Source organism: Microbacterium sp. Y832, assembly GCF_057669765.1.
In genome coordinates this window covers 107,651-133,393 of record NZ_JBYHFM010000004.1, presented here as the reverse complement: position 1 = coordinate 133,393, position 25,743 = coordinate 107,651, and the positions used below count along the sequence as shown (strand labels likewise).

Annotated in this window: 24 protein-coding genes; 10 read left to right on the top strand and 14 right to left on the bottom strand. The window is 69.4% G+C overall.

Going from position 1 to position 25,743, the window contains the following annotated elements; translation table 11 throughout:
- Positions 1 to 10 precede the first annotated feature (10 nt).
- The 5 genes from AC25YV_RS09310 to AC25YV_RS09290 all read right to left on the bottom strand — a co-directional run bounded on the left by AC25YV_RS09310 (position 11) and on the right by AC25YV_RS09290 (position 5,110).
- Positions 11 to 1,150, bottom strand: a complete 1,140-nt coding sequence (locus AC25YV_RS09310) for an FAD-dependent oxidoreductase (RefSeq protein WP_488123571.1) — start codon at positions 1,148 to 1,150, stop codon at positions 11 to 13.
- Positions 1,143 to 1,847: a methyltransferase domain-containing protein gene (locus AC25YV_RS09305; RefSeq protein ID WP_488123570.1), complete on the bottom strand. Its 705-nt coding sequence runs from the start codon at positions 1,845 to 1,847 to the stop codon at positions 1,143 to 1,145. The genes AC25YV_RS09310 and AC25YV_RS09305 overlap by 8 nt, the downstream gene beginning before the upstream one ends.
- On the bottom strand, positions 1,844 to 2,983 hold the full coding sequence (locus tag AC25YV_RS09300) for a type III polyketide synthase (protein WP_488123569.1): 1,140 nt from the start codon (positions 2,981 to 2,983) through the stop codon (positions 1,844 to 1,846). Before AC25YV_RS09300 ends, AC25YV_RS09305 begins: the two co-directional genes overlap by 4 nt.
- Before the next feature lie 127 nt (positions 2,984 to 3,110).
- The gene (locus AC25YV_RS09295) at positions 3,111 to 4,229 is read right to left on the bottom strand and encodes an ABC transporter permease (protein WP_488123568.1); all 1,119 of its coding nucleotides are present in this window, start codon (positions 4,227 to 4,229) and stop codon (positions 3,111 to 3,113) included.
- Positions 4,226 to 5,110 carry an ABC transporter ATP-binding protein gene (locus AC25YV_RS09290; RefSeq protein ID WP_488123567.1) on the bottom strand — a complete coding sequence of 295 codons (885 nt, stop codon included), beginning with the start codon at positions 5,108 to 5,110 and terminating at the stop codon, positions 4,226 to 4,228. The genes AC25YV_RS09295 and AC25YV_RS09290 overlap by 4 nt, the downstream gene beginning before the upstream one ends.
- Positions 5,111 to 5,326: 216 nt before the next feature.
- Between AC25YV_RS09290 and AC25YV_RS09285 the strand changes: the two genes are divergently transcribed.
- Positions 5,327 to 5,896: an NADPH-dependent FMN reductase gene (locus AC25YV_RS09285; RefSeq protein WP_488123566.1), complete on the top strand. Its 570-nt coding sequence runs from the start codon at positions 5,327 to 5,329 to the stop codon at positions 5,894 to 5,896.
- Between the two features lie 125 nt (positions 5,897 to 6,021).
- Here the strand turns inward: AC25YV_RS09285 and AC25YV_RS09280 are convergent, their stop codons facing one another.
- Together AC25YV_RS09280 and AC25YV_RS09275 are read right to left on the bottom strand one after the other, a co-directional pair.
- A complete protein-coding gene (locus AC25YV_RS09280; RefSeq protein ID WP_488123565.1) occupies positions 6,022 to 6,681 on the bottom strand; it encodes a response regulator in 660 nt (219 codons plus the stop codon).
- Entirely contained in the window at positions 6,678 to 7,946 is a 1,269-nt protein-coding gene (locus tag AC25YV_RS09275) for a sensor histidine kinase (RefSeq protein WP_488123564.1), read from the bottom strand. The genes AC25YV_RS09280 and AC25YV_RS09275 overlap by 4 nt, the downstream gene beginning before the upstream one ends.
- A 175-nt stretch (positions 7,947 to 8,121) precedes the next feature.
- Between AC25YV_RS09275 and AC25YV_RS09270 the strand changes: the two genes are divergently transcribed.
- Positions 8,122 to 8,730 (top strand): dihydrofolate reductase family protein, encoded by a 609-nt coding sequence (locus tag AC25YV_RS09270; RefSeq protein ID WP_488123563.1) that lies wholly within the window; start codon positions 8,122 to 8,124, stop codon positions 8,728 to 8,730.
- A gap of 11 nt (positions 8,731 to 8,741) precedes the next feature.
- On the opposite strand, the gene AC25YV_RS09265 is transcribed toward AC25YV_RS09270, so the two are convergent.
- Positions 8,742 to 9,581, bottom strand: a complete 840-nt coding sequence (locus AC25YV_RS09265; protein ID WP_488123562.1) for an exodeoxyribonuclease III — start codon at positions 9,579 to 9,581, stop codon at positions 8,742 to 8,744.
- A 41-nt stretch (positions 9,582 to 9,622) separates the two neighbouring features.
- Here AC25YV_RS09265 and pyrE point away from each other — a divergent pair, with 41 nt between their 5' ends.
- On the top strand, positions 9,623 to 10,201 hold the full coding sequence (pyrE, locus tag AC25YV_RS09260) for an orotate phosphoribosyltransferase (protein WP_488123561.1): 579 nt from the start codon (positions 9,623 to 9,625) through the stop codon (positions 10,199 to 10,201).
- A 361-nt stretch (positions 10,202 to 10,562) separates the two neighbouring features.
- A complete protein-coding gene (locus tag AC25YV_RS09255) occupies positions 10,563 to 14,618 on the top strand; it encodes a family 78 glycoside hydrolase catalytic domain (protein WP_488123560.1) in 4,056 nt (1,351 codons plus the stop codon).
- Between the two features lie 189 nt (positions 14,619 to 14,807).
- Here the strand turns inward: AC25YV_RS09255 and AC25YV_RS09250 are convergent, their stop codons facing one another.
- Complete coding sequence (locus tag AC25YV_RS09250; RefSeq protein ID WP_488123559.1) at positions 14,808 to 15,617, bottom strand: HAD-IIA family hydrolase; 810 nt, start codon at positions 15,615 to 15,617, stop codon at positions 14,808 to 14,810.
- Between the two features lie 93 nt (positions 15,618 to 15,710).
- Between AC25YV_RS09250 and AC25YV_RS09245 the strand changes: the two genes are divergently transcribed.
- Positions 15,711 to 16,655, top strand: a complete 945-nt coding sequence (locus AC25YV_RS09245; protein ID WP_488123558.1) for an SDR family NAD(P)-dependent oxidoreductase — start codon at positions 15,711 to 15,713, stop codon at positions 16,653 to 16,655.
- A gap of 2 nt (positions 16,656 to 16,657) precedes the next feature.
- On the opposite strand, the gene AC25YV_RS09240 is transcribed toward AC25YV_RS09245, so the two are convergent.
- Positions 16,658 to 17,293 (bottom strand): metal-dependent transcriptional regulator, encoded by a 636-nt coding sequence (locus AC25YV_RS09240; protein ID WP_488123557.1) that lies wholly within the window; start codon positions 17,291 to 17,293, stop codon positions 16,658 to 16,660.
- A 33-nt stretch (positions 17,294 to 17,326) separates the two neighbouring features.
- On the opposite strand from AC25YV_RS09240, the gene AC25YV_RS09235 reads away from it, so the two are divergent.
- The gene (locus tag AC25YV_RS09235; protein WP_488123556.1) at positions 17,327 to 17,971 is read left to right on the top strand and encodes a TrmH family RNA methyltransferase; all 645 of its coding nucleotides are present in this window, start codon (positions 17,327 to 17,329) and stop codon (positions 17,969 to 17,971) included.
- A gap of 24 nt (positions 17,972 to 17,995) precedes the next feature.
- On the opposite strand, the gene AC25YV_RS09230 is transcribed toward AC25YV_RS09235, so the two are convergent.
- Positions 17,996 to 19,318 carry an MATE family efflux transporter gene (locus AC25YV_RS09230; RefSeq protein ID WP_488123555.1) on the bottom strand — a complete coding sequence of 441 codons (1,323 nt, stop codon included), beginning with the start codon at positions 19,316 to 19,318 and terminating at the stop codon, positions 17,996 to 17,998.
- 64 nt (positions 19,319 to 19,382) lie between these two features.
- On the opposite strand from AC25YV_RS09230, the gene AC25YV_RS09225 reads away from it, so the two are divergent.
- Positions 19,383 to 21,365: a M13 family metallopeptidase gene (locus tag AC25YV_RS09225; protein WP_488123554.1), complete on the top strand. Its 1,983-nt coding sequence runs from the start codon at positions 19,383 to 19,385 to the stop codon at positions 21,363 to 21,365.
- Between the two features lie 16 nt (positions 21,366 to 21,381).
- Here AC25YV_RS09225 and purU read toward each other — a convergent pair whose 3' ends face one another.
- The 3 genes from purU to AC25YV_RS09210 form a co-directional block, all read right to left on the bottom strand.
- On the bottom strand, positions 21,382 to 22,263 hold the full coding sequence (gene purU, locus AC25YV_RS09220) for a formyltetrahydrofolate deformylase (protein WP_488123553.1): 882 nt from the start codon (positions 22,261 to 22,263) through the stop codon (positions 21,382 to 21,384).
- Positions 22,264 to 22,322: 59 nt separating this feature from the next.
- Positions 22,323 to 23,720 (bottom strand): MFS transporter, encoded by a 1,398-nt coding sequence (locus AC25YV_RS09215; RefSeq protein ID WP_488123552.1) that lies wholly within the window; start codon positions 23,718 to 23,720, stop codon positions 22,323 to 22,325.
- A gap of 85 nt (positions 23,721 to 23,805) precedes the next feature.
- Entirely contained in the window at positions 23,806 to 24,009 is a 204-nt protein-coding gene (locus tag AC25YV_RS09210; RefSeq protein ID WP_488123551.1) for a hypothetical protein, read from the bottom strand.
- Between the two features lie 198 nt (positions 24,010 to 24,207).
- Between AC25YV_RS09210 and AC25YV_RS09205 the strand changes: the two genes are divergently transcribed.
- The 3 genes from AC25YV_RS09205 to AC25YV_RS09195 all read left to right on the top strand — a co-directional run bounded on the left by AC25YV_RS09205 (position 24,208) and on the right by AC25YV_RS09195 (position 25,726).
- Entirely contained in the window at positions 24,208 to 24,393 is a 186-nt protein-coding gene (locus AC25YV_RS09205) for a hypothetical protein (RefSeq protein WP_488123550.1), read from the top strand.
- Positions 24,394 to 24,397: 4 nt separating this feature from the next.
- Entirely contained in the window at positions 24,398 to 25,318 is a 921-nt protein-coding gene (locus tag AC25YV_RS09200; protein ID WP_488123549.1) for a hypothetical protein, read from the top strand.
- An 84-nt stretch (positions 25,319 to 25,402) separates the two neighbouring features.
- Positions 25,403 to 25,726 (top strand): DUF4870 domain-containing protein, encoded by a 324-nt coding sequence (locus AC25YV_RS09195; protein ID WP_488123807.1) that lies wholly within the window; start codon positions 25,403 to 25,405, stop codon positions 25,724 to 25,726.
- Positions 25,727 to 25,743: the final 17 nt, after the last annotated feature.

Here is a 25,743-nt window from a genome sequence, read left to right as displayed (position 1 = left end):
GCGGAGCGCCTCAGCCGAAGGACCGCGCGTCGCGGTCCAACCCCATCGCGTACGCCCGCGCGAGCGCGGGCCGCAGTGGCGGCGCGAGCATCGCACGCACCCCGACGCGTCGCACAGCGTCGCCGCGACCGAGCGATCTGCCGACCGCCGTGTTCACGGCGGCGAGCCGTGCGGCCGTGCGGGCGGATGCCACGCGCCGACGTTCCCACCGGGCGAGGTCGGCGTCGGGCGCGACCCCCGCGTGCACCCACTCCGCCAGGAGCGGCGCGAGCGTGGCCGCGTCGAGGAAGCCGAGATTCATGCCCTGACCGCCGATGGGGCTCACTTCGTGGGCGGCGTCGCCGATGACGAACACCCGCCCGTTGCGCAGCCGCGGAGCGACGAAGCGCCGCACGCCGAAGCCCGTCGCCGTGGCGATGCCCGACGGGTCGAGGCCGCGCGCCGCCACCGCTGCCCGCAGGCGAGCGAGACGGGCCGCGGGCTCCGGGTCGGCGTCGGCCGCGTCCGACGCGACGAAACGGCGTTGCCCACCGGGCAGCGGGAACGACTCGAGCACTCCGCCCGCGTCGAGGTGCACGACGGCGACATCCGACGATCCGGGGGCGACGGCGTCTGCCATGACGTACCGGTCAGGGTACGCGTGCACGCGCGTGGCGGTCTGGCGCAGGACGAGGTCGCGACCGCCGGCACCCGTCGCGACGACGACGATCCGAGGCTCTCGCTCGACGGTGCGGTCACCGGCGCTCGCACGGACGATCACCCGGTCATCGCACGGGCGCACCGCGGTCACGTGCGTGCCCCGCGCAGGCGTCGGGGTGCGCGCAGCGAGTGCGCCTTCGGTCGCCGACTGCGGAAGCGTCGCGACGAACGGGAACCGCGTCGACATCCGATCGAAGCGCACGATGCCGAGAAGGCGTTCGCCCGAGCGGGCCTCGCCGCGCGTCACCCGTGTCGCCTCGCTGAGCAGACGTTCCGTGACACCGCTCGCCTCGAGCGCCGCCAGCGCGGGCGAATGCACGCCGATCGCCCGCGAGCCCCCCGCCGCCGACGGACGTCGATCGAGCACTTCGACCTCGACGCCGTGGCGGGTGAGCTCACCGGCGAGCAGGAGACCGACCGGGCCCGCGCCGACGACGACGACGTCAGGCACGCTCGCCGCCGACGGCGAGCAAGCGGAATGCGGCGGGTTCGGTGACGTGCCACGGTGCGCCCAGCGCGCGCTGCAACTCTGCGCGCGTGTAGCTGCGCCGGATCGAGCGCAGCCCGTCGGTGCGCAGGAACGTGCCGCGCGCGAGCGGAGTGATGCCGACGGCGAACAGGCCGTACGCGCGCCGGCTGCGGGCGATGTCGGAGTGCAGGACGATGCCCGATGAGAGCGCGAGGGAGTCCTCGGCGAAGCGGGGCAGCTCGTCGTCTGACAGGTGGTGCAGCACGTGGTTCGAGAGCACGGCATCGAAGCGCTCGTCGGCACGACGCAGGTCATCAGACGTCGCCTGCACGTGCACGATGCCCGGTGTGGGAAGGGATGCGTCGAGGGCACGGGGGTCTGGATCGGCACCCACCCACTCGACGCTCAGTCCATCGGCGCGGGCCAGCCCGTCCAGACGCCGGAGGAGGTCGCCACCACCCGAGCCCAGATCGAGCACGCGGGCGGGGCGGTCGAGCTGCCGAAGAAAAGGTCGCAGACGGTCGCGGTAGACACGCCCCCACCCCGAGATGAGCCGGTTCACCACGGCGAAGCGCGCGTATGTCGCCGCGAGCAACTGCGGATCGCACGCCGGGTCGTCCATGAGCTCGCGGACATGCCGGTCCCGCCGACGCAGATCCACGGGGGCGTCCGCCGTCATCCGGCCACCGTCTCGAGGTCGCGGGCCGTCGTCGGAACGGGCACTCGTGCCGCACGCCGCACGAGGCGGGCCGCCTCGACCGTGAGCCCCGGCCCGAAGGCCATCGCGCCGATCCGCGCGCCGTCGGCGGTGTGCTGCGACCACAGTTCGTCCAGGACGAAGAGGATCGTCGAGCTCGACATGTTGCCGTAACGGCGCAGCACGTCGCGCGACGCCTGAAGCGCGTCAGTCGGCGCGCCGAGCGCCTCTTCGACGCGATCGAGGATGCTGCGCCCACCCGGATGCACGGCCCACACATCGATGCCGTGCGAGGTCAGCAGCACAGGAAGCGACGAGCGCGCGTGTGCGCCGACGAGGCGGGGCACCTGCGCCGTCAGGGTCATCTCGAACCCGGTGTCGCCGATCGTCCACTGCATCTCCTTCTCGCCGTCCGGCAGCAGCTGGGTCTGGAACCCGTCGAGTTCGAGGCGCTCAGCACTCTCGTATGCCGGGTCGGCCGTCACGATCGCGGCCGCGGCGCCGTCGGCGAAGACCGAGGCGGCGACGATCTGCTCGGGATCGGACGAACTGCGCAGGTGCAGTGAACACAGCTCGGCGGTCGCCACCAGCACGACCGCGGTGGGGTCGCTCGCTGCGATGTGTCCTGCCAGGCGAAGAGCGGGTACGGCGGCAGCGCACCCGACGAAGCCGAGGTGGTAGCGCTGCACTCCCGCGTCGAGCGACAGGTCGCGCACGAGCTCGACGTCGGGTCCGGGCGCGTAGAGACCGGTGCACGAGACCGTCACGACATGTGTGATCGCGCGCGCCTCGATCCCTGCTCGCGCGATCGCGGCACCGGATGCGGCGGCGAACAGGGGGGGAGCGCTGCGCCGGTACTCGTCGTTGCGCGCACCCGTCGGAGGAGCCAGAAGCACGCCGTCCTCGCTCACGACCGGAAGGTGTGTGGCGGGCTGACCCGCGAGATCGGGAAGCACCGTGCGGCGCGACTCGATGGCGGATGCGCCGAACGCGGCGTGGATGAGGCGCCGCGCACGGCGGTCGATGCCGGGCTGGCTCGCGAACAGGTCGCGCACGGCATCCTGCGCGAGAGACGTCGGGGGAACGGCAGTGCCGATGGACAGGACGCTCGGGCGCATGGTTCACGATAAACCGCGCGAAGCCGCTGGCGCGCGGTCTGGCGCGGGGTGAACGGGACGTCTATTGTGGCGGGCCGAGACGGCGGGGTCCCCCCACCATCTCGGCCCGTCGATGCCGCCGTACGGGTCAGCCGCGCAGGGCCTCGGTGAGCTTGACGCGAGCGCCCATGCGCAGGAGCGAGTTCTGGTAGATCTTCGCTCCGACGAGGATCGCCGCGACGCACGTCACGAGCAGGATCGCGAGCGAGAGCAGCGGCTCCCACCACTCGGCCTGGCCCAGGAACATCCGCATCGGCATGCCCACCGGCGCGGAGAACGGCACGTACGACATGACCGACAGCACGGCGGGGTTGTTCCAGAAGAAGATCACGAGGAAGTACGGACCCATGATGAGGAACATCAGCGGCGTCGTGGTCGAGCCGATGTCCTCCTGGCGCGACACCATCGCCGCCGCCGCCGCGAACAGCGCGGCGAGCAGAACGAACCCGAAGAGGAAGAAGATGGCGAACCAGGCGATCGGTGCGCCGAGCCCCCGCAGCAACTCGGTCTGCCCTGTGACCGTCAGTCCCACGACCGCTATCGCCGCCAGGATCAGCAGCTGCGCCATCGCGAGGATCGTGTTGCCGATGACCTTGCCCGCCAGAAGCGCGCGCACCGGGATCGCCGAGATGAGCAGCTCGACGACGCGCGTCTGCTTCTCTTCGACGACGGACTGGGCGATCGTCGCGCCGAACAGCTGCGCCGAGAACAGGAAGATGATCCCGAAGCCGATCGCGGCGATGTATCCGAGGAAGTTGGGCGCGTTCTCGGGATCGAGCAGTTCGACCGGCGGCGGCACCGACAGGCCGAGCAGGAGCGTCGACGACACGTCATTCTCGGCGAGCACGACGAACCCGACCGGCGACGACGAGTCACCCACGAGGGCGACATCGACATCGCCCGCGCGCACCAGCTCTTCGGCGGCGGCTCGATCCGCGACCTCGGTGATGTCGAGGCCCGTCGTCGGCGGCACATACGGCTGCGCATCGGCGGTCACGGCGACGGGAGTCCCCCCGCCGCTGCTCGCCGCGAAGCCTGCCCACAGCACAGCGGCCAGCGCGATGGCGAAGAGGATCGCGAACGAGATGAGGAACGACTTGCTGCGCAGCTTCGAGCCGATCTCACGCTCGGCGACGAGCCACGTGCTCTGCGCGAAGCTCGGCGCGGTGACGGCGGGCGTCCGGCGGGCGTGGGTCTGCGTGGTCACTGGATGACCTCCTTGAAGATCTGGGCGAGAGACGGATGCTGCGGGGCGAAGCTCGCGACGTCGCCCTGGGCGACGGCGCGGCGCAGAACCCGCTGCGCGGTCTCATCGGAGTCGGCGTCGAACACGGCATACCCGCCGTCGAAGTCGAGCACCTCGACGCCCGGCTCGTCGCGCAGCCAGCCCGCGTCGCCGGTAGAGACGAGCTCGAAGCGGCGCGTGGAGTATTCGGCGCGCAGAGCGTCGCGGGCGCCCGACGCACGGATCGCTCCGCCGGCGATGATGACGAGGTCGTCGCACAGCCGCTCGACCACGTCGAGCTGGTGCGACGAGAAGAGCACCGAAGCTCCGGCGGCGGCCCGCTGCTGCAGCACGTTCGCGACGACATCGACGGCAAGCGGATCCAGGCCCGAGAACGGCTCGTCGAGGATCAGCACCTTCGGGTCGTGCACGAGCGCCGCCGCGATCTGGGCGCGCTGCTGATTTCCGAGCGAGAGCGTCTCGACGTTGTCATGGAGGCGCTCGCCGAGTCCCAGCTCCTCGAGCAGGGACTGCGCGCGGGCGGCGGCATCCGTCTTCGAGAAGCCGTGCAGGCGCGCGAGGTACACGATGTGCTCGAGCACTTTCATCTTCGGATAGAGCCCGCGCTCTTCGGGCATGTAGCCGAAGGAGCGACGGTCGGATGCCGTGACATCGACGCCGTCGAGCGTCACGGTGCCGTCGTCCTTCGAGAGCACGCCGAGGATGATGCGCATCGTCGTGGTCTTGCCGGCGCCGTTGCCGCCGACGAACCCCGTGAGCCGGCCCGGCCGCACGTCGAACGTGATGTCGTCGAGCACACGGCGCGCGCCGTAGCTCTTGGTGATGCCGCTGAGGCTCAGCATGATCCGCCTTTCGGTCTTCGGACGGGATCAACGCTACGGATCGGTCGCGCGGCCGTCCTCCCCCGAGGGGCGGGTGTTGAGGCTCCCCCCGAGGGAGGAGTCGGCACCCCTCTTCATGCGCGGGAATAGAACGCGGTCGATCCCCGGTTGGCTCTGGGGAACGTCCACGGTGGTCCCCACGGGGATCCCCATTCTTTTTCACGGAGGAATCACGCAATGACCGATCGGACCATCGGCTACATCGTCGGCAGCATCTCATCGACCTCGATCAACCGGCGCCTCGCCAAGGCGCTGGAGCGGCTGGCTCCCGAGGGCACGACGCTCGTCGAGATCCCGATCGCGGATCTGCCGTTCTACTCGCCCGACCACGACGCGGACTTCCCGCAGGTCGCGCGGGACTACAAGCAGGCGATCGCCGACGTGGACGGCGTCATCATCGTCACGCCCGAGTACAGCCGTTCGATCCCCGGCGTCCTCAAGAACGCGCTCGACTGGTCGGCGCGCCCGTGGGGCCAGGCCTCGTTCGACGGCAAGCCGACGGCCGTCATCGGCACGTCGGCCGGCGGTATCGCGACCGCCGCTGCGCAGCAGCACCTGAAGGCGATCCTGAGCCACTACAACGCTCCGACGCTCGGCCAGCCCGAGGGCTACGTCCAGTCGCTTCCGGGCCTGTTCACCGATGACGGCGAGGTCACGAACGACCAGACCGCCGAGTTCCTCGTGGGCTACCTCGAGGCGTTCAACGCCCTCATCGACCGCTACGCGCGCGTCGCCGTCGCCGCCTGACCGCGTCGCGAGACTGACTGACTGATCGGTCGCGAGTCGGCATCGTCGGGCGGAGTCGGCGGGGTTCCCCGCTGTCTCGCCGTCGGGTGCCGCCTTGCGGCCGATCGTCGTCGGAGCGGCCGATCTCAGGTCAGACCGTGCCGGTGGGCGTAGACGACCGCGGCGACCCGATCGCGCGCGCCGAGCTTCTGCAGCACGTTCGAGACGTGCGTCTTGACGGTCGCCTCGCCGATGTAGAGCTGCGCGGCGATCTCGGCGTTGCTCATCGCCCGCGCGACGAGCCGCAGCACCTCGGCTTCGCGCTCGGTGAGTCCCTCTGCGAGCGCGTCGTGCGCGGGTGCCTCGGCCGCGGCCGGTGCGGGAGTCGCCGCGAAGCGCTCGATCACCCGCTTCGTCACCTCGGGGGCGAGCAGCGCATCGCCGGCGGCGGCGACGCGGACGGCCGAGACGAGCTCTTCGGGGCCGGCGTTCTTGAGTAGGAACCCGCTCGCACCGGCGCCGAGCGCCGCGAACAGGTAATCGTCGCGGTCGAACGTCGTCACGATCACGACGGCGGCGCCAACGGCGGCATCCGCGACGATGCGCCGCGTCGCCTCGAGCCCGTCCATCGTGGGCATCTGCACGTCCATGCAGATGACGTCGGGGCGAAGAGCGGATGCCGCAGCCACGGCCTCGACGCCGTCTGCGGCCTCACCGACGATGCGGATCCCGCCCGCGGCCTCCAAGATCATCCGGAATCCCGCCCGCATGACGGCGTGGTCATCGACCAGCAGCACGCCGATCATGCGAGGACACCCGTCGGCACGTGCGCCCGCACGAGGAATCCGCCGCGATTTCGGGGCCCGTATTCGAGCGTGCCGCCCGAGGCCGCGGCGCGCTCGCGCATGCCGACGAGTCCGAGGCCCGGCGCGATGAGGCCCGAACCCCGCCCCGTGTTGGCGATCTCGAGCTCGACTGAGCCGTGTGCGTACCGCAGGCGCACGTCGGCGGTGGCATCCGGTCCGGCGTGACGCCGGGCATTCGTGAGCGCTTCCTGCGTGATGCGGTAGAGGTTGACCTGCGTCACGTCGGGCAGGGGGACGGGGTCGCCGACGACCGTGAGGGTCGTTGTGAGTCCGTTCTCGTTCGCGTGTGCGACGAGGGCGGGGATCGCGTCGATGCGCAGGGTCGAGGCGTCGGGGGTGTCGCCGGCCGACGTGCGCAGCGTCTCGAGCAGATGCCGCAGCTCTCCCAGCGCCGAGCGGGAGGATTCCTCGACGGTCACGAGGGCGGTGCGGGTGGCGTCGGGATCCCGGTCGAGAACGGCGCGCGCCGCGCCCGCCTGCACGCCCATCGCCGAGACGTGGTGCGCGACGACATCGTGCAGCTCTCGAGCGATGCGCACGCGATCGAGGGCGACGGCCTGGGCGGCGGTGACTTCGCGCTCGGCTTCGAGTTCGCGCGTGCGCTCCTCGAGCGCCGTCCGTTCGAGTGCCGAGGCGTACGCCCGATCGCCCATGTAGTACGCGCCGCCGAAGAAGGCGACGTTGATGAGCAGCTGCATGAGCATGAAGGCGACGAACGGCGAGAACAGCCCCACGCGCGACAGGCCCTCATCGCCGGGGGCGATCGCGGCCTGGAACATCGTCACGAGCAGCCACACGAACATCGCGACGATGACAACGACACGCACGACGGTCGCCCGGCGCCGGTTGTCGACCCACGCGCCCACGGTGTACATCGCGATGAAGACGGCGACGTTGCCGACGTAGAGTTCGGGGATCTGCACCGTCACGCCGACGAAGAAGACGAGCGCGACGACGAGAGCCACGATCTCGGGAAAGCGCCGGCGCAGCGCGAGGGGCGCGGTCAGTGCGAGGGCGTAGAGGATGCCCCACGCGAGGTGCGGCGAGTCGGTCCCGTAGACCCCGGCGACCGAGCCGAGAGCCATGCTGAGGATGCCGGCGACGAGAAGCCCGCCGGCGAGCCAGACGTCGTGGCGGAGCCCCTCGGGGGTCACCGGCGTGCGCTGAACGGGCGCCGTGGCGCCGGGGAGGGCGTGGTCGGGCATCCTTCCACCGTACGGGGGAGGACGACGCGCGACATCCGCCGCGCGACGGAGTTCCTGCTTGCTCTTGACAGGTCTTGTTTTTTCTTACGAGCATGATGGTCTTGCTCGAGCGCTACGCCGAGACTTCCCGCGTCGGATCCCGTCGTCGTCACGGCGGCCTGAAACGGAGTCCATCATGACCGGACGCATCACGATCGACCTCTTCACGACGCTCGACGGCGTCGCTCAAGCGCCGGGCGGTCCCAACGAGGATCCGTCGAACGGATTCCCCTTCGGCGGCTGGCAGGCCCCCATCGACGACGCCGTCATCGACGAGCGCGTGGGCGCCGGGATCGCCAGCATGGACGCACTCGTGCTGGGACGGCGCACGTACGACATCTTCGCCGATTACTGGCCGAAGCACCGTGACAACCCCATCGGCCGCCGATTCGCAGAGATCCCGAAGTACGTCGCCTCACGCCGCGGCGTCGACCTGACGTGGGCGGGATCGTCGCTGCTCGGACCGGATGCCCCCGCAGCCGTCGCGGCGCTGCGTGAGCGCCACGACGATATCCACGTCATCGGCAGCATCGACTTCGTGCAGTCCCTCCTGGCCGCCGAGGCGTACGACGAGCTCAAGCTCTGGGTGCATCCCGTCGTGCTCGGGCAGGGCAAGAAGGTCTTCCCCGAGGGGGTGGCTCCCGCGGCCCTGCGCCTCATCGCTCCGCCGACGACGGGCGGCGCGGTCGTCGAACTGCGTTACGCCCCGGCCGGCCGGCCCGCCACGGGCGACATGACCGGCTGAACCGCGGGCGACTAGAAGATCATCGGACGGTCGTCGTCGTCCGGGCCCGTGAGGTCGAGGTCGACCACGACCGGCACGTGATCGCTCGGCGCCTCGCCCTTGCGCTCGTCGCGGTGGATGGATGCCCCGGCCACAGCCTCGGCCAGCTGGTGCGAGCCCAGGATGAAATCGATCCGCATGCCCTGATTGCGGGGGAACCGCAGCTGCTTGTAGTCCCAGTAGGTGAAGCCCGTCGGCACGAGCGGACGCACGACGTCCTGCACGCCGGCGGCCTCAATCGCGGCGAACGCCTCGCGCTCCGGCGGTGAAACGTGCGTCGAGAACCCCTGCACGATCTCGGGCACGCCGTTGTCGGCATCGGTCGGGGCGATGTTGAAGTCGCCGACGAGGGCGAGAGCGAGATCGGGGTCGCGGGTCAGCGCGTCACGTGTGTAACCGGCGAGCTGGGCCAGCCAGTCGAGCTTGTAGTAGTAATGCGGGTCGCCGAGCGAACGGCCGTTGGGAACATACAGGCTCCACACCTCGACCCCGCTGATCGTCGCGCCGATCGCGCGCGCCTCTTGCGGTGCATCCGGTCCCTCGTAGCCCTTCTCGAAGCCGGGCATCCCCGGAAACGAGGTGCGCACGTTCTCGATCGGCTCGCGGCTCGCGATCGCGACGCCGTTCCATTGCGAGAAGCCGTGCGCCTCGACGTGGAATCCGGCCTCTTCGAACGCCGCGAACGGGAACTGCTCGACCTTGCACTTGATCTCCTGCATCGCCAGGACATCGATGTGCTCGCGTACGGCGAAGTCGACGATCCGGTCGACGCGAGCACGGATGGAGTTCACGTTCCAGGTGGCCAGGCGCATGCGGTCCAGCCTAGGACGAGCGGTTCTCTAGACTCTCATCCATGACCGTCGCGTCCACGCCCGAGCTCGAAGCCGATCGCCAGTACCTCATCGCCCTCATCGAAGATGAAGCCGTCTTCCACGGCGACTTCACGCTCTCCAGCGGCAAGAAGGCGACCTACTACGTCGACATGCGCAAGCTCACGCTGGACCACCGCGCCGCGCCGTCGATCGGTCGCATCATGCTCGACCTGCTGCGCGATGTCGACGGGATCGTCGCCGTCGGCGGGCTGACGCTCGGCGCCGACCCGATCGCGAACGCCATCATGCACGAATCCGTGCGCACCCCTCGTCCGCTGGACGCCTTCGTCGTACGCAAGGAGCCCAAGGACCACGGCCGAGGCCGCCAGATCGAGGGTGCCGACATCGTGGGCAAGCGCGTCGTCGTCGTCGAAGACACCTCGACGACGGGGCAGTCGGCGCTCAAAGCCGTCGAGGCGCTGCGCCGCGAGGGTGCGGAGCCCGTCGCCGTCGCCGTCATCGTCGACCGCAAGACCGGGGCTCAGGCCGCGATCGAAGCCGAGGGCCTCACCTGGCTCGCCGCCGTCGACCTCGACGACCTGGGGCTCGAACCGCAGTAGCCCGGCAGGGCCACACCGAGCTGGCGCGTCGCGAAGGCGTGCGTCAGGCCGCACGCAACCGTCGGGGCGCCCCGGGTCGACACCGCTCGACGATCGAGGGGCCCGGGACGGTTCACTCTTGTGAGCGGAGCTCGTCCCCTGGCAGAGTAGGACGGCCCGCTCTGAATCGGTTCATTTCCGCCGCACCAGAGATCCTGCATGGGCCATGACGCCCAGATCAATGACGATCGGAACTCGAATGTCTTCAGCCACAGCCGCCCACGAACCCCGTGGAAGCAGCGCGGTCAGCATCCCCGGGCGACGCCCTCGAACACGGCCGATCCTCGCGGTTTCGCTGGCAACGGCCCTGAGTGTCGGCTTGGTGTTCACCGCTGGTGTCCCCGCATCGCGGGCGGTCGACGACGGTGTGGCTGTCGTGGACCTCAGAGTCAACAACACGGTCGCCCCGCTCGGAATCGACGACCCGACGCCGAGATTGTCGTGGAAGACCACGTCGACCGAGAAGGCCACCGCACAAACGAGCTATCGGGTTCTCGTCTCGTCGTCGGCCCAACGATCCGCCGATCTTGACGGCGACGTCTGGGACACCGGTGTCGTCGAAGGCGATCAGTCGACAGAGCTCGAATACGGTGGCCCCGAGCTGAGTGACGCCACCCGCTATCACTGGCGTGTGCTCGTGCAGACCGAGCACGACTCTGCCGGCGAATGGAGTGAACCGAGCTGGTTCGAGACGGGCATCGGCAGCGCCGGCTGGAGCGCGTCGGAGTGGATCTCGGTGCCGACGCCCGACGACGACGGCGAACGCACGCCGCTGACGTTGGCAGACACCCACTGGGTCTGGTACCCGGATGGAACCCCGCCCACGGCGCCCGAAGGCAGCCGCTACTTTCGGGCCGCGCTCGAGCCCGAGGCCGGGAAGACGGCGGTCTCCGCCGACATCCTGCTCACGGCAGACAACAAGTACAAGCTCTACCTGAACGGTTCTCTGCTCGGACAGAGCGCTCCGGCTGACCACACGTGGAGGTCAGCGCAGCGGTTCACCGTCCCGCTCGATGCCGGCCCGAACGTCGTTGCCGTCGAGGCGTACAACTCGTGGGAGGCCGCCGGCGTGGGCATCAAGTCACCGGCCGGGATCATCGCCAACGTCCGCATCAACTACAGCGACGGCACCTCGTCGCTGATCCAGACCGGCAAGAGTGCGAGCTGGGTGTCGCACCACGAGGAGCTCAGCGGATGGGCGTCACCGGGATTCGATGACACAGCCTGGGTTCCGGTCGTGTCGCATGGCGTCTACGGCACTGGTCCGTGGGGTGGGAACGTGGTCGCCGATCCGGTCAGCGCTGCAGCTTCTCCGATCGCGGGGTCCTCGTGGATCTGGTACCCGGATGGATTCGCACCGGCGGCGCCGAGCGGAGCGCGCTACTTCCGCTACGACTTCGAGGTGAACCCGGGTCTCGAACTGCTCTCGGCGGAACTCATCATGACGGCCGACGACAAATACACCGCCTACCTCGACGGTGCCGTCGTCGCGCGTTCTTCAGAGTCCTCCGAGGCCTGGCGCGAAGCCAAGGTCTCGTCACTCAACACTCTCCGGCCGGGAACGAACACGCTCGCCGTGCGGGCCGAGAATCGAAACTTCGCCTCGGGCGCGATGTCGCCCGCCGGCCTGCTGGGAACGATTCGCCTGACATACCTGGGCGGAACCGTCGAACTCATCCGCACGAGCGCGGATTGGCTGACCAGCGCCACACTGCAGAGCGACTGGTCGACGTACGGATTCGACGACTCGGACTGGACGAATGCTGTCGTGCACGCGCCATACGGTTCCGGTGATTGGGGGAACAACGTCGTCGTGACCGAAGCGGGCGACGGCGCCCCCCTCCTGCGCAACGAGTTCTCGGTCGGGCGCGAGATCGCGAACGCTCGTCTCTACGTGGCGGCGGGCGGAATCGTGGATGCGCGACTCAACGGCGCGCAGGTCGGTGATGAGGTCCTCTCCGTGAGCCACACCGACTACGGCAAGACGGTGCACTACGTCACCCACGACATCACAGATCAGCTCGATCAGGGTGACAACGCACTCCTGTTCGAGCTCGGGCGCGGCTTCTACTCCATGCAGACGCAGAACTCCTGGGGCTGGGAGCGCGCCCCCTGGGTGCAGGACTCGCCTACGGTTCGCGCGCTCGTGCGCGTCGAGTACCGTGACGGCAGTGTGGAGGAGTTCGGTACCGACAGCACGAATTGGCGTGCTGCTGAGGGACCGACCACGTACGACTCCCTCTACGAGGGCGACTTCTATGACGCCCGTCTCGAAGTGCCGGGGGTCGACCGTGCCGGCTTCGACGACGCTGCGTGGAAGAGCGCCGGCGCGGTGGAAGGACCCGTCGGTGAACTCACCGCTCGCGTGCAGCCGCCCATCCGGGTCGCCGACACGCTGAAGCCCTCAGCGGTCTCCGAACCCTCGCCCGGCGTGTACATCGCGCACTTCGACCAGCAGATCGCCGGATGGGCGACCATCACCGTCAACGGTGAAGCGGGCGACGAGGTTCAGTTGCGCTACGGCGAACGCCTTAACGCCGACGGCAGCATCAACTCTGCGACCGGATTCACGGGTGGTGCGTTCCAGACCGACCGGTACACGTTGAAGGGAGGCGGCCAAGAGACGTGGGAACCCAAGTTCTCTTACAAGGGCTTCAAGTACATCGAGATCGTCGGCTGGCCGGGCGGCCGGGCTCCGACCGTCGATGACATCTCGGCCCGCTGGCTTCACACCGACGTCGAGACGATCTCGACGTTCGAGAGCTCGGAACCGCTCTTCAACTCGATACACGACGGCGTCGTGCTGACGATGTTGAACAACTTCCACCACATCCCGACGGACACGCCCACGTATGAGAAGAACGGCTGGACGGGTGACGCGCAAGTGGGCGCGGAGATGTTCCTGTGGAACTTCGACAGTCACAGCTTCTTGACCAAGTGGATGCGCGATGTCAGTGATTCACGCCTGGCGACCGGCCGCCCGGCAGCGATCGCGCCGGACCCGAACTGGGGCTCCGCCTACGACATCTCGCCCACGTGGAACGCCGCGTACGTGCTGATCCCCTGGTGGGTCTACGAGTACACCGGTGATCTGAGCATCATCGAGGAGCACTATGAGGGCATGCTCGACTATGTCGAGCTCGAGCACTCGATCTCGGTCGGGCATATTTCGGACAGCTTCCTGGGGGACTACATGTCGCCCGACAATGTCGCCAACCCGCCGGAGGATCTGAAGGTCGCGGCCACCGCGTACGTCTACGAGATGACGAATGTCGTCGCCGAGATGGCCGATGTGCTGAACAAGCCCGATGACGCTGCGCGCCTTCGAGAAGAGGCGGCCCGCATCAAGGACGCCTTCAATGCCGCGTACTTCGATGCCGCAGCGCAGGTGTACCGCGATGCGGTCGCGGGCTATCGGCAGACGCACAACGTCCTCGCCGTCGAGTTCGGACTCGCGCCGGAGGGGCAGGAACAGGCCGTGGTCGACAACCTGGCGCGTGACATTCGTGTCGTGCGCAACGACCACCTGTGGACGGGCGTCCTGGGTACCAAGTACCTGCTCCCCCTGCTCACCGAGTACGGTCACGGCGACCTCGCATACACGGTGGCAACCCAGCGTGACTATCCGAGCTGGGGTCGCTGGTTCGACTCGGCAGAGGGTTCGACGACGATGTGGGAGGCGTGGGATGACTACCGCTCACGCAACCACTACTTCCTGGGGACGATCGATGACTGGTTCGCCCAGGATCTCGCAGGAATCACTCCGCTCGAACCGGGATTCAAGGAGATCTCCATCGCCCCGCAAGCCGTGGGCGAACTCACGAGCGCGTCAGGGTCGACCGTCACGCCCTATGGCACCGTCTCCTCCTCGTGGTCCAAAGACGAGCAGAAGTTCGTGCTCGATGTCGAAGTTCCCGTGGGCACGACGGCTCTCACGTCGATTCCCGTGGCAGAGGGTCACGTCGTGACAGTCGATGGGGTTCCCGCCGAGCGTGCAGAAGGCGTGGAGATGATCGGCGTCGACGACGGGCGGGCCCAGTTGCGCCTTCAGTCCGGTGCCTACTCGCTGGTCGCTGCCGAGCCGCTCCCCGGTGTGACGGCGTCGGCGACTCCGCGCACGCTCGCGGGCAAGCAGGTCGTCTCCGTGACCGTGACCAATGACGAGGATGTCGCGGTGGATCTCGTCGTGACCTCCGAATTCGGCGGCAAGACGTTCACGGGCGTTGCACCGGGGGCGACGGTGAGCGTGTCGTTCAACACCCGTGCGACCTCGATCGCCGCCGGTGAGGTTTCGATCACGGTGTCGGCGATCATCGACGGGGTCCCGGTCACGGCCGTCAAGACGGCGTCGTACGGAGCCCGGCCGCCCGCGGACTGAGCCTCATCTCGAACAAGACGGTGTCTCCAGGGCGGTCGCCGTGGGGGCACCGTCCTGGGAGGCCGTCCATCGATCTCAGTCCTCGTCGTCGCGACCGCGCCACCACTGCCAGATGAACGCGATGAGGGTGCCCACAAGCACGATGCCGCTCGTCGCGAAGAGCAGCGACTGCTCGAACTCGTTCACCGCTCAGAGGTTCTCGGGCAGGTCGGATTCGATCGGCTCTGCCGGAAGCAGATCCGCGACCGAGCCGAGCACTTCGTCGGGGCGGAAGGGGAACCGCTGGATCGCGAGCGGGTCGCTGATCCCCGTGAGCACGAGCACGGTGTGAAGGCCCGCCTCGATGCCGGCGACGATGTCGGTGTCCATGCGGTCGCCGATCATCCCGGTCGTCTCGGAGTGCGCCCCGATCCGGTTCAGCGCCGAGCGGAACATCATGGGGTTCGGCTTGCCGACGACGTACGGCTCCATGCCGGTCGCCTTCGTGATGAGCGCTGAGATGGCCCCGGTCGCCGGCAGGACGCCGTCGATCGAGGGGCCCGTGGCATCCGGATTCGTCGAGATGAAGCGGGACCCCGCCCCGATCAGCCGGATGGCCTTCGTGATCGCCTCGAACGAGTAATGCCGGGTCTCGCCGACGACGACGTAATCCGGCGCCGTCTCGGTCATGATGAATCCGACCTCGTGCAGCGCCGTGGTGAGGCCTGCTTCGCCGATGACGAAGGCCGTGCCGCCGGGCATCTGCCCGCGCAGGAAGTCTGCGGTCGCGAGCGCCGAGGTCCAGATCGCCGCCTCGGGAACGATGAGACCCGATGCCCGCAGCCGGGCGGACAGGTCGCGCGGCGTGAAGATGGAGTTGTTCGTCAGGACGAGGAACGGCGTGCCGGTGTCGCGCCAGTGCTCGAGCAATTCCGCTGCCCCGGGGATGGGCGTGTTCTCGTGGACGAGAACGCCGTCCATGTCGGTCAGCCAGCATTCGATGTCGGCGCGCGTGCGCATGCGGTCAGCCTATCCCGGCCGGATGCCGGCCGTCCCGGCATCCGTCCCGCGCGTCCGACACGGGCGACCGAGCGCGCGGCGTAGGGTCGGATCGTGCCGTCTTGGAGTCTTCCCGATCTGACCGGCCGCACGTATCTCGTCACGGGGGCCAACGCCGGTCTCGGCTACTTCTCGTCCGAGCACCTCGTGCGTGCCGGTGCCCGTGTGCTCATGACGGGTCGGAGCCCGAACCGCCTTGCCGCCGCGCGGGCGGCGCTGCACCGTCGCATCCCCGATCTGCCGGCCGACCGTGTCGAGACGATGCTGCTCGATACGAGCAACTACGGTTCGGTGCGCGCCGCTGCGGCGAGCGTGCGCGGCCGAGGCCGGCTCGACGGCGTGCTGCTCAACGCCGGCATGGTGCGCCCTCCGACTCGCCGCGAAACGACGACCGACGGGCACGAGCGCGTGCTGGCGACGAACGTTCTCGGCCACTTCGCGCTCGGTGGCGCGCTGCTGTCGACCCTCGCCGGCACGGCGGGGCGCATGGTCTGGGTGGGCAGCGTGTCGACGTCACTGTGGCCCTACAACCCCGTCGATCCCCACCTCGTCGAGGGCTACACTGCGTGGCGCGCGTACGTGCAGTCCAAGGTGGCCGCGACCTCGCTCGGGCTCGAGGCCGATCGCCGACTGCGCGAGGCGGGCGTGTCGGTGTCGAGCGTCGTCGCCCACCCCGGCTATTCGACGAGCGGGCGCTCGCCGGGCATCGTGGGCGTCAACGAGCCCAGCCGCATGGCGCGGTTCACCGACAACCTGCAGACGCCCATCACGCAGTCCAAAGAGGCTGGTGCACTGCCGCTCGTGCATGCCCTGGCCGCCGATGGCGTCGAGGGCGGGTCGTTCTGGGGCCCGCGCTACGTCATGCACGGCACGCCGCGGCGAGCTCGGCCCTCGCGGCTCGGGCGCGACCCCGAACTCGGCGCGCAGCTGTGGGAAGTCGCCGAAGACGCGACGGGCGTGCGCTGGGCGTTCGAGCGAGCCGCGCAGAACCGCCGCTGAGCTCAGGCGCTCAGCCAGACCGCGTCGCCGCTGCCCTCGGGAAGAGTGACCTCGCCGTGCGCGAAGCGCAGCGTGACGGCGTCGACGACCGTGACCCGCGCCCCGACCTCGACTCCGGCCGACTCCACGGCGCGCAGCAACCCCGGGTTCCGGTCGCTCACGCGCAGCACGTGCCCGGCGTGCCCGGGCGCCGCGGTGGACAGCAGGACGAAGGGCGTCCGCTGGACGCGGCCCTGGGCGTCGGGGATCGCATCGCCGTGCGGGTCGAACCGCGGCCGGCCGAGTCGCTGGTCGATGCGCTCGAGCAGCCGGTCGCTCACGGCGTGCTCGAGGATCTCGGCTTCGTCGTGCACTTCGTCCCACGCGTAGCCGAACTCCTGCACGAGCCACGTCTCGATCAGCCGGTGGCGACGGATGATGGCTGCGGCGCGACGCAGGCCATTGGCCGTGAGTGCGATGGGTCCGTAGGGGCGGTGTGCGACGAGCCCCTGCGCGGCGAGCTTCTGCACCATCTCGGTCACGCTCGAGGGGGCGAGCCCCAGCTCGGCCGCGAGCTGCGACGGAGTGATGCGGGCATCCTGCCACTCGGTGTGGTGGTAGATCGTCTTGAGGTAGTCGTCGACGACGGGAGAGGCCACGGGTTCAGCGTACCCGCCGGGTAGCCTGGGCCGGTGACCGACCCCGCCGACCCGGCCGACCCCGCCGACCCCGCCGAGCCCGCTGTGCTGCACGGTGTCGGGCCCTGGCCGGGGGAGTGGCCCGACGACCCGCGCTACGACCGCGATCTGCTCGCGCACGGCGATCGACGCAACGTCGTCGACTCCTACCGGTACTGGACGATGGATGCGATCGTCGCCGACCTCGACACGCGCCGCCACCGGTTCCACGTCGCGATCGAGAACTGGCAGCACGACATGAACATCGGCTCGATCGTGCGCAGCGCCAATGCCTTTCTCGCCGCCGAGGTGCACATCGTCGGCAAGCGCCGGTGGAACCGCCGCGGGGCCATGGTCACCGACCGCTACCAGCACGTGCGGCACCACGAGGACATCGCCGCCTTCGCCGCGTGGGCCGCCGACGAGGCGCTGCCCATCGTCGCGATCGACAACGTGCCCGGGTCGGTGCCGCTGCCCGACGCCGAGCTGCCTGAGCGGTGCGTGCTCCTCTTCGGGCAGGAAGGCCCCGGGCTGTCGGCAGAGGCGGTCGAAGCTGCGACCGGCGTCGTCGAGATCCAGCAGTACGGCTCGACCCGCTCGATCAACGCCAGCGCGGCAGCCGCCGTCGTCATGTACGAGTGGTGCCGCCGCTGGGCGTGAGGGCCCGTCCGGGGTGACCCGGGATCACGACCCGGCCGTCAGCCACGCCGGCCCGCGCACGCGCCACGCCAGGGTCGCCAGTCGGGCGAGCATGTAGACGCCGAAGAACGCGACGCCCAGCCACGCGAGTCCGGCCGCGCCGGTCGGCTGCAGCGCCGCGATCAGCACGAGGGCCGGCAAGAACGGCACGAGATTGACCACGCCCGCGATCGCGAGGTACTTCGCGTCGCCCGCCCCGATGAGCACGCCGTCGAGCACGAAAACAACGCCGCAGATCGGCTGTGCGACGGCGAGCACGAGCAGCGCCGGCATGACGAGGGCGGCCACGGCGGGGTCGCCCGTGAAGATGAGTCCCATCACCCCCGACAGCGCCGCCACGACCGCCCCGACCAGCACGCCGAACCACGCGCCCCACGCGAGCGTGCGCGCGAGGACGCGCCGCACATACGATTCATCGCCCATGCCCAGCCCTTTGCCGATCAGGGCCTGCGCCGCGATCGCGAGGGCATCCAGAGCGAACGCCGTGGTGGAGAAGAGCGTGAAGACGACCTGCCACCCCGCAAGCTCGGCGGTGCCGAGCCCCGTCGCGACCGCGACAGTGGCAAGCAGCGCGACGCGCAGCGACACCGTGCGCAGGAACAGCCATCCGCCCGAGCGCGCCGAACCGCGCACTCCGGCGCGCTGCGGACGCAGGGATGCCGCGTGCCGCCGCGCGACGCGACCTACGACGACGGCGAACGCGGCCACCATCCCCCACTGTGCGACAACGGTGCCGGCCGCCGAACCGGCGATCCCCCATCCGAAGCCATAGATGAAGAGCCAGTTCAGGAGCGCGTTCGCGGCGAAGCCGAGGCCCGCGATCCACAGCGGCGTCACGGTGTCCTGCAATCCCCGCAGGAGCCCCGTCGCGGCGAAGACGACGAGCATGGCAGGCAGTCCCCACATCGACAGTCCGAGATAGATCTGGGCCTGCTCTGCCACCTCGGGCGTCGCACCGAACAGCGAGACGAGCAGGGGTGTCGCAAACCATCCCGACACGGCGAGCACCGCCCCGAGCCCGAGCGCGAGCCACATCCCGTCGATGCCGACCGAGACGGCCGATCCGTGGTCGCCCGCGCCGAACCGGCGCGCCACGGCCGGTGTCGTCGCGTAGGCGAGGAACACCATGAGCCCCACGATCGTCTGCAGCACCGCGCCGGCGATGCCCAGGCCCGCGAGGGGAACGATGCCGAGGTGCCCGATCATTGCCGCGTCGACGATGAGGAACAGCGGCTCGGCGACGAGGGCGCCGAGGGCCGGGACCGCGAGGCGCAGGATGTCGCGGTTCAATCCGCGCATGGGGGGCATGCTCCGATGCTACGAGTGAACGTCCTCCGCCTCCGTCTGCCCCCGGGCGCCTATCCTGGTTCGCATGACCGAAGCTCTCCCGTCCGGTATCGCTCTCGACGAACTCAGCGCGGACATCCGCCCTCAGGACGACCTTTTCCGTCACGTCAACGGCTCGTGGATCGACCGCACCGACATCCCCGAGGACAAGGCGAGGTGGGGGTCGTTCCACCTCATCGCCGAGCAGGCCGAGAAGCACGTGCGCGAGATCGTCGAAGAATCGCAGGATGCCGCAGAGGGCACCGAGGCGCGAAAGATCGGCGACCTCTACACGAGCTTCATGGACGTCGATCGGATCGCCGAGCGTGGCGCAGAACCGCTGCGCGATCAGCTCACCAAGATCGACGCGATCGACTCGATCCCGAGCCTCTTGCGGGTCGTCGGCGAACTCGAGCGCGAGGGAGTCGCCGGGATCTTCCACCTCTACATCGAGCCCGACCCGGGCAACCCGCAGCGCTATGTCGCCTTCTTCATGCAGGGCGGGCTGTCGCTTCCCGACGAGAGCTACTACCGCCTCGACAGCTTCGAAGAAACGCGCGCCGCGTTCCGCGCGCACGTGCACCGCATCCTCGATCTCGCCGGCGTCGCCGACGCCGAGGCATCCGCTGATCGCATCTTCGCGCTCGAGACCGAACTCGCGACCCACCACTGGGACAACGTGAAGAGCCGCGACGCCGTCGCGACCTACAACCTCATGACGTGGGACGACGTGCAGAGCCTCGTCGGGGTGGATCTGTCGCCGTGGCGCGACGGTGTCGCGCCGGCGCACGGCGATGCGTTCGCCGAGATCAACGTCTACCAGCCGAGCTTCCTCGAAGGTCTCGGCGGGCTGCTCGCCCCGGAGCGCCTCGAGGATTGGAAGGCCTGGCTGCGGTTCGCCGTCGTGCACGGATCGGCGGCGTTCTTGTCCGACGAGTTCGTCGACGAGAACTTCTCGTTCTACGGCACCCAGCTCACCGGCGTGCCGGTCATCCGCGAACGGTGGAAGCGCGGCGTCGGCCTCGCTGAAGCGGCGATGGGCGAGGCGATCGGCCGGGTCTACGTCGAGCGGTATTTCCCGCCCGCCGCGAAGGTCGCGATGGACGAGCTCGTCGCGAACCTCGTCGAGGCCTACCGGCAGTCGATCGTCGCGCTGGAGTGGATGAGCCCGGAGACGCGCGAGAGGGCCCTGGCCAAGCTCGACGCGTTCACGCCGAAGATCGGCTACCCCGTGAAGTGGAAGGACTACGACGCTCTCGAGATCGACCCGACCGACCTCATCGGCAACGTCCGGCGCGCGAACGTGCACGAGCACGACCGGCAGCTCAGCAAGGTCGGGCAGCCGATCGACCGCGACGAGTGGTACATGACGCCGCAGACGGTCAACGCGTACTACAACCCGCTCATGAACGAGATCGTCTTCCCCGCTGCGATCCTGCAGTACCCGTTCTTCGACGCCGAGCGCGACGCGGCCGCGAACTACGGCGGCATCGGGGCCGTCATCGGGCACGAGATCGGCCACGGCTTCGACGACCAGGGCAGCCGCTTCGACGGCGACGGATCGCTGCGGGACTGGTGGACCGATGAAGACCGGGCGGCGTTCGAGGAGCGCACAGCCTCGCTCATCGCCCAGTACGACGGGCTCACTCCGGCGGGCATCTCCGAGGACTACACGGTCAACGGCGCGCTCACGATCGGCGAGAACATCGGCGACCTCGGCGGCCTCGGCATCGCCCTCAAGGCGTATGCGCTGTCGCTGGGTGCCGATTCGGTCGGTGACCCGGTCGAAGCCCCCGAGATCGACGGGCTCACCGGCATCCAGCGTGTGCTGCTGTCATGGGCGCAGATCTGGCAGCAGAAGAGCAGGGATGCCGAGACGATCCGGCTGCTCACGATCGACCCGCACTCGCCGAACGAGTTCCGGTGCAATCAGATCGTGCGCAATCTCGACGCGTTCTACGACGCGTTCGGCGTCACCGAGAGCGATGCGCTGTGGCTTCCGAAGGATCAGCGCGTCACGATCTGGTGACCGCAGGGCCCCGGGCCTAGAAGACGATCGTGTGGTTCCCGTGGCGGATCACGCGGTCCTGCGCGTGCCAGAGCACGGCGCGCGAGAGCACCTGGCGCTCGACGTCGGCTCCGCGGCGCGCGAGCTCGGCGACGCCGTCGGCGTGCGTCACGCGCACGGTGTCCTGGTCGATGATGGGCCCTTCATCGAGGTCTTCCGTGACGTAGTGGCTCGTCGCGCCGATGAGTTTGACGCCGCGCTCCTTCGCCTTCTTGTACGGCTCGGCGCCGATGAAGGCGGGCAGGAAGGAGTGGTGGATGTTGATGACGGGCACACCGAGCTGGGCGAGGAAGTCGCTCGAGAGGATCTGCATGTAGCGCGCCAGCACGATGAAGTCGACGTTGCCGACGAGCAGCTTGAGGATCTCGGCCTCAGCCGCGCTCTTGTCCGGGCCCGGCGCCGAGGGCACATGGAAGAACGGCACGCCGAACGAGCGCACGTCCTCGGCCGCGGTCGTGTGGTTCGAGATGACCATCGGGATCGAGACGGGCAGGTCCCCGCGGCGGTGCCGCCACAGCAGGTCGAGCAGGCAGTGGTCCTGCTTCGAGGCGAGGATCGCCATGCGCTTGGGCACGGACTGGTCGGTGAGCGACCACTCCAGGTCGAACCCGCCGAGCGTCGTCGCGAGGTCGGCCTCGATCTCGGGCAGGGCGGCGTCGAGTCCCGGGCGGTGGAAGACGACGCGCTGGAAGTACGCTCCGCCCGTCGGGTCGTCCGAGTACTGGTCGAGGGCGACGATGTTCCCCCGGTTGCGCGTGATGAGCGCAGAGACGGCGGCGACGATCCCCGGCTGGTCGCTGCCGTGCACGATGAGGCAAGCGTGTTCGGGAAGGAGCTGCGGTGAAGACGGCGCGGACATCCCTCGATTCTGCCCTCAGTTGACGGATGCCGCGTCCACGGACGCGGATTCGGGGCGAGTCAGCGAAGCGACGGATGCCGCTCGTGCGCGTCGGGACGCGACGGGATGAACACCGCGATGCCCAATGCGACGACGGCGGCGGCGCCGCCGAGCACGAACGACAGCTGGAAGCCCTCGGGTGTCGGCATCGAAACGCCTTCGAACGGTCGGGACGAGGTCGCGAGGACGGCTCCGGTCACTGCCGCCGCGACGCTCGTGCCGAGTGAACGGAACAGCGCGTTGAGGCCGTTCGAGGCGCCCGTCTCGCTCTGCGGCACGGAGCGCATGATGAGCATGGGCATCGCGGCGTAGCCGAAGCCGATGCCGACGCCGATGAGCAGGTTCGCGATGAGCAGGTGCCAGACCTCGGCCGACAACAGCAGGGTGAACCCGTAGGCCGCGATGAGTGCGGTCGATCCCATGACGAGCAGTGCCTTCGGGCCGATCGTGCCCGCCAGGCGTCCCGAGACCGGCGAGAGCACCATCATCACCAGGCCCGACGGCATGATGATGAGACTCGCCGCCAGAAGCGACAGCCCGAAGCCGCCTGCTCCCACGGGGAGCTCGAGCATCTGCGGGTAGCTCACGTTCGAGGAGAAGAGCGCGAATCCGAGCGCGACCGAGGCGAGGTTCGTCAGCAGCACGGCGGGACGACCCGCGATGCGCAGGTCGAGCAGAGGCTCGTCGATGCGCAGCTCGTACCAGCCCCACAGAAGGAGCACGACGACGCCTCCGATGCCGCATACGAGGGTGGCCGGTGCGGCCCAGTCCCATTCGTTGCCGCGCGAGACGGCCAGCAGGATGCCGACCAGGCCGACAGCGAGGCCCGCGGCGCCGATGTAGTCGAAGCGACCCGCGGTGCGCAGGACACTGACGGGCACGATCCACAGCACGAGCACGAAGACGAGCACGCCGAGTGCCGCAGAGACCCAGAACAGCAGGTGCCAGTCGGTGTACTCGGTCACGAGGGCACTGATCGGGAGCCCGATCGCGCCGCCCACGCCGAGCGTCGCACTGATGAGCGCCACGGCCCCGGCGACGCGGTCCGCCCGCAGCACGTCACGCAGGATCGATATGCCGAGCGGGATGACACCGGTCATCGCGCCCTGCAGCGTGCGGCCGACGATCACCCCGACGATGTCGGTCGACAGCGCCGCGACGGCAGACCCGGCGACCATCACCGCGACGAGCACGAGCAGGATCCGACGCTTGCCGTACATGTCGCCCAGGCGCCCCGCGATGGGCGTGATGACGGCGGCGGCGAGGAGCGTCGAGGTGACGACCCACGCGGTGTCCTCGCGGCTCGCGTCGAGCAGCTCGGGCAGCTTCGACTGGATCGGGACGACGAGCGTGAACATGAACGACGAGGCGAGCCCGGCCACCGCCAGGACCGCGATGATGGCGGCCTGTGACGGCATCCGGGTGAGTCTTCTGCGTGCGTTCTCGTCCCGGTTCATTACGACTCAGGCTATCGGCACTGGCGGGTGCCTCGGCCCGAAAGGGCTACGCGCCCTTCTCTCGGTCGGGTTCTTCGTACGGGTTGCCCGGTCGCACGACGGCGTCGTCGCGCACGTCGATCCGCGTGACACCCTCACGGTGGGTCACGTCGATCCGTGGCGCTGCGTCGGCCTCGACGGCGTTCGGCGCCGCGAGCAGCTGGTCGCGGCGCTTCTCTTCGTCGGTCATGCCCGTCTCATCCGTTCCCATGGCCGCTCCTTCCGATGCGTCGAGAGTACGGGCGCCCGGCGGCGGGCAGGACGGGGTTGCCGTGGCGCGACGCGTGCGCTACTTCGCCGTCCCGGTCGCGCGGCGTATCAGCCGACGGCTCAGTCGCTCCTCTCTCTCGAAACCCGCGTCATGCAACGCGGCCCGCGCGGTCTCTGGATCGAGTGAAAGGAGAAGGCGATGAGGGAGTCCCTGGTGCGCGAAGTGCTTGAACAGCTCGTGCGGACCATCACGAGTGGGCGCGGGCAGGGCAGGGCGCCGCGCCTGCCGCGGGCGCTGCGCCCGCACACGGCGCGATCGACCTACCGCCCCGTGACCGACGTCGAGGTCATCCGCCGTCTGGCGGCCCGGCCGGGTCTACCCTGATCGCATGCCCACCGCGACACCGGCCGCGTGCGCCCCAGCGGGTCGATCGCGCGCGATCGGCACGACGAGCGCGCGCCATCGGGTCCGGCACGTCGGCGCGCAGCGCACGGTCCGGCGGATCGCACGGATGCTGCCCGTCTGCGTCGTCGCGCTCGCCGCGTGTGCGCCGAGCGCGGAGCCCGCGATCACCGACGGCCTCGAGGTCGCCGTGGTGCAGTCACGCTCCGACGTCGCCGATCGCCACGCGCAGGTGCGCGTGCGCAACATCACCGACGCCTCCGTCGACATCGGTGCCGTCGAAGTCGTCGACGCACGCTTCGCCGAACCCGCGACGCGCACCGATCCGGCCCGGATCACGACCGTGCGGCCGGGAGCGACGGTCGACATCCGCGTCGCGCTGCCCGACATGGACTGCGCCTCGCCGTCGGGCGACCCCCGCGTGCGACTGGAACTCGCGGGCATGGCCGTCGAGGCTTCGGCCTCCGATCCGCTCGACGTCATCGCGCCGCTCCACGAGCGCGAGTGCCGCGCCGCGCGGCTCGCGGCCGCGGCCGACGTCGCGTTCGCGTCCTTCGTGCCCTCGCTGCCCCCGGAGCCTGCCGTGCTCGAACTCGAGGTCGTGCCGACGGGTCGCGCCGAGGCGATCATCGCGGGGGTTCAGCCGACGAACCTGCTGCGCTTCGACAGCGTGGCCGCCGGTGAGACTCTGCCGCTCGACATCATGACCGAGGCGGGGCCCGTCGCGGTCCCCCTTCCTGTCGTGCCCCTGCGCTGCGATCCGCACGCCGTGCAGGAGGACAAGCGAGGCACGGTCTTCACTCTCGCGGTCGACCTCGACGGCGAGCCAGGAGAGATCGAGCTCGCGGCGCCTGCCGACCTGCGCGCTCGCATCCTGACGTGGGTCAGCCGGTGGTGCGCCGGATGAGCGGCGCCGAGCGCTAGGCTCGGCGCCGTGACGCTTCCCCCGCAACCCCCGCCCCCGCCCGTCTACGGCGCGGGGCCGCAGCCGATGAGCCCCTCCGACGAGAAGATGTGGGCGGTGCTCGTGCACCTCGGCGGAGCGCTCGTGAGCATCCTCGTGCCCCTCATCGGCTACCTCGTGCTGAAGGATCGGGGGCCCTTCGTGCGCTCGCACACCGCGACGGCGCTCAACTTCCAGCTCACGCTGCTCATCGCCTACGTCGTCGGCGGCGTGCTGACCATCGTGCTCGTAGGGATCTTCATCCTGATCGCCGCGGCGATCGTGAACATCGTGTTCGCGATCATCGCGGCTGTGAAGGCCGGCCGCGGGGAGTGGTACCAGTACCCCCTCGCGATCCGCTTCGTCAGCTGAGCGGCCTGCCGCTGCGC

Coding starts and splice junctions, on each gene's coding strand:
- AC25YV_RS09290 (WP_488123567.1), bottom strand. CDS start 5,110: ATGCTGAGCCTCAGCGGCATCACCAAGAGCTACGGCGCGCGCCGTGTG.
- AC25YV_RS09205 (WP_488123550.1), top strand. CDS start 24,208: ATGAGGGAGTCCCTGGTGCGCGAAGTGCTTGAACAGCTCGTGCGGACC.
- AC25YV_RS09250 (WP_488123559.1), bottom strand. CDS start 15,617: ATGCGCACGCGCGCCGACATCGAATGCTGGCTGACCGACATGGACGGC.
- AC25YV_RS09280 (WP_488123565.1), bottom strand. CDS start 6,681: ATGATCGGCGTGCTGCTGGTCGATGACCACGCCGTCATGCGGGCGGGA.
- AC25YV_RS09225 (WP_488123554.1), top strand. CDS start 19,383: ATGACCGAAGCTCTCCCGTCCGGTATCGCTCTCGACGAACTCAGCGCG.
- AC25YV_RS09300 (WP_488123569.1), bottom strand. CDS start 2,983: ATGCGCCCGAGCGTCCTGTCCATCGGCACTGCCGTTCCCCCGACGTCT.
- AC25YV_RS09230 (WP_488123555.1), bottom strand. CDS start 19,318: ATGCCCCCCATGCGCGGATTGAACCGCGACATCCTGCGCCTCGCGGTC.
- AC25YV_RS09215 (WP_488123552.1), bottom strand. CDS start 23,720: ATGCCGTCACAGGCCGCCATCATCGCGGTCCTGGCGGTGGCCGGGCTC.
- AC25YV_RS09285 (WP_488123566.1), top strand. CDS start 5,327: ATGACCGATCGGACCATCGGCTACATCGTCGGCAGCATCTCATCGACC.
- AC25YV_RS09275 (WP_488123564.1), bottom strand. CDS start 7,946: ATGCCCGACCACGCCCTCCCCGGCGCCACGGCGCCCGTTCAGCGCACG.
- AC25YV_RS09210 (WP_488123551.1), bottom strand. CDS start 24,009: ATGGGAACGGATGAGACGGGCATGACCGACGAAGAGAAGCGCCGCGAC.
- purU (WP_488123553.1), bottom strand. CDS start 22,263: ATGTCCGCGCCGTCTTCACCGCAGCTCCTTCCCGAACACGCTTGCCTC.
- pyrE (WP_488123561.1), top strand. CDS start 9,623: ATGACCGTCGCGTCCACGCCCGAGCTCGAAGCCGATCGCCAGTACCTC.
- AC25YV_RS09200 (WP_488123549.1), top strand. CDS start 24,398: ATGCCCACCGCGACACCGGCCGCGTGCGCCCCAGCGGGTCGATCGCGC.
- AC25YV_RS09305 (WP_488123570.1), bottom strand. CDS start 1,847: ATGACGGCGGACGCCCCCGTGGATCTGCGTCGGCGGGACCGGCATGTC.
- AC25YV_RS09270 (WP_488123563.1), top strand. CDS start 8,122: ATGACCGGACGCATCACGATCGACCTCTTCACGACGCTCGACGGCGTC.
- AC25YV_RS09265 (WP_488123562.1), bottom strand. CDS start 9,581: ATGCGCCTGGCCACCTGGAACGTGAACTCCATCCGTGCTCGCGTCGAC.
- AC25YV_RS09195 (WP_488123807.1), top strand. CDS start 25,403: ATGAGCCCCTCCGACGAGAAGATGTGGGCGGTGCTCGTGCACCTCGGC.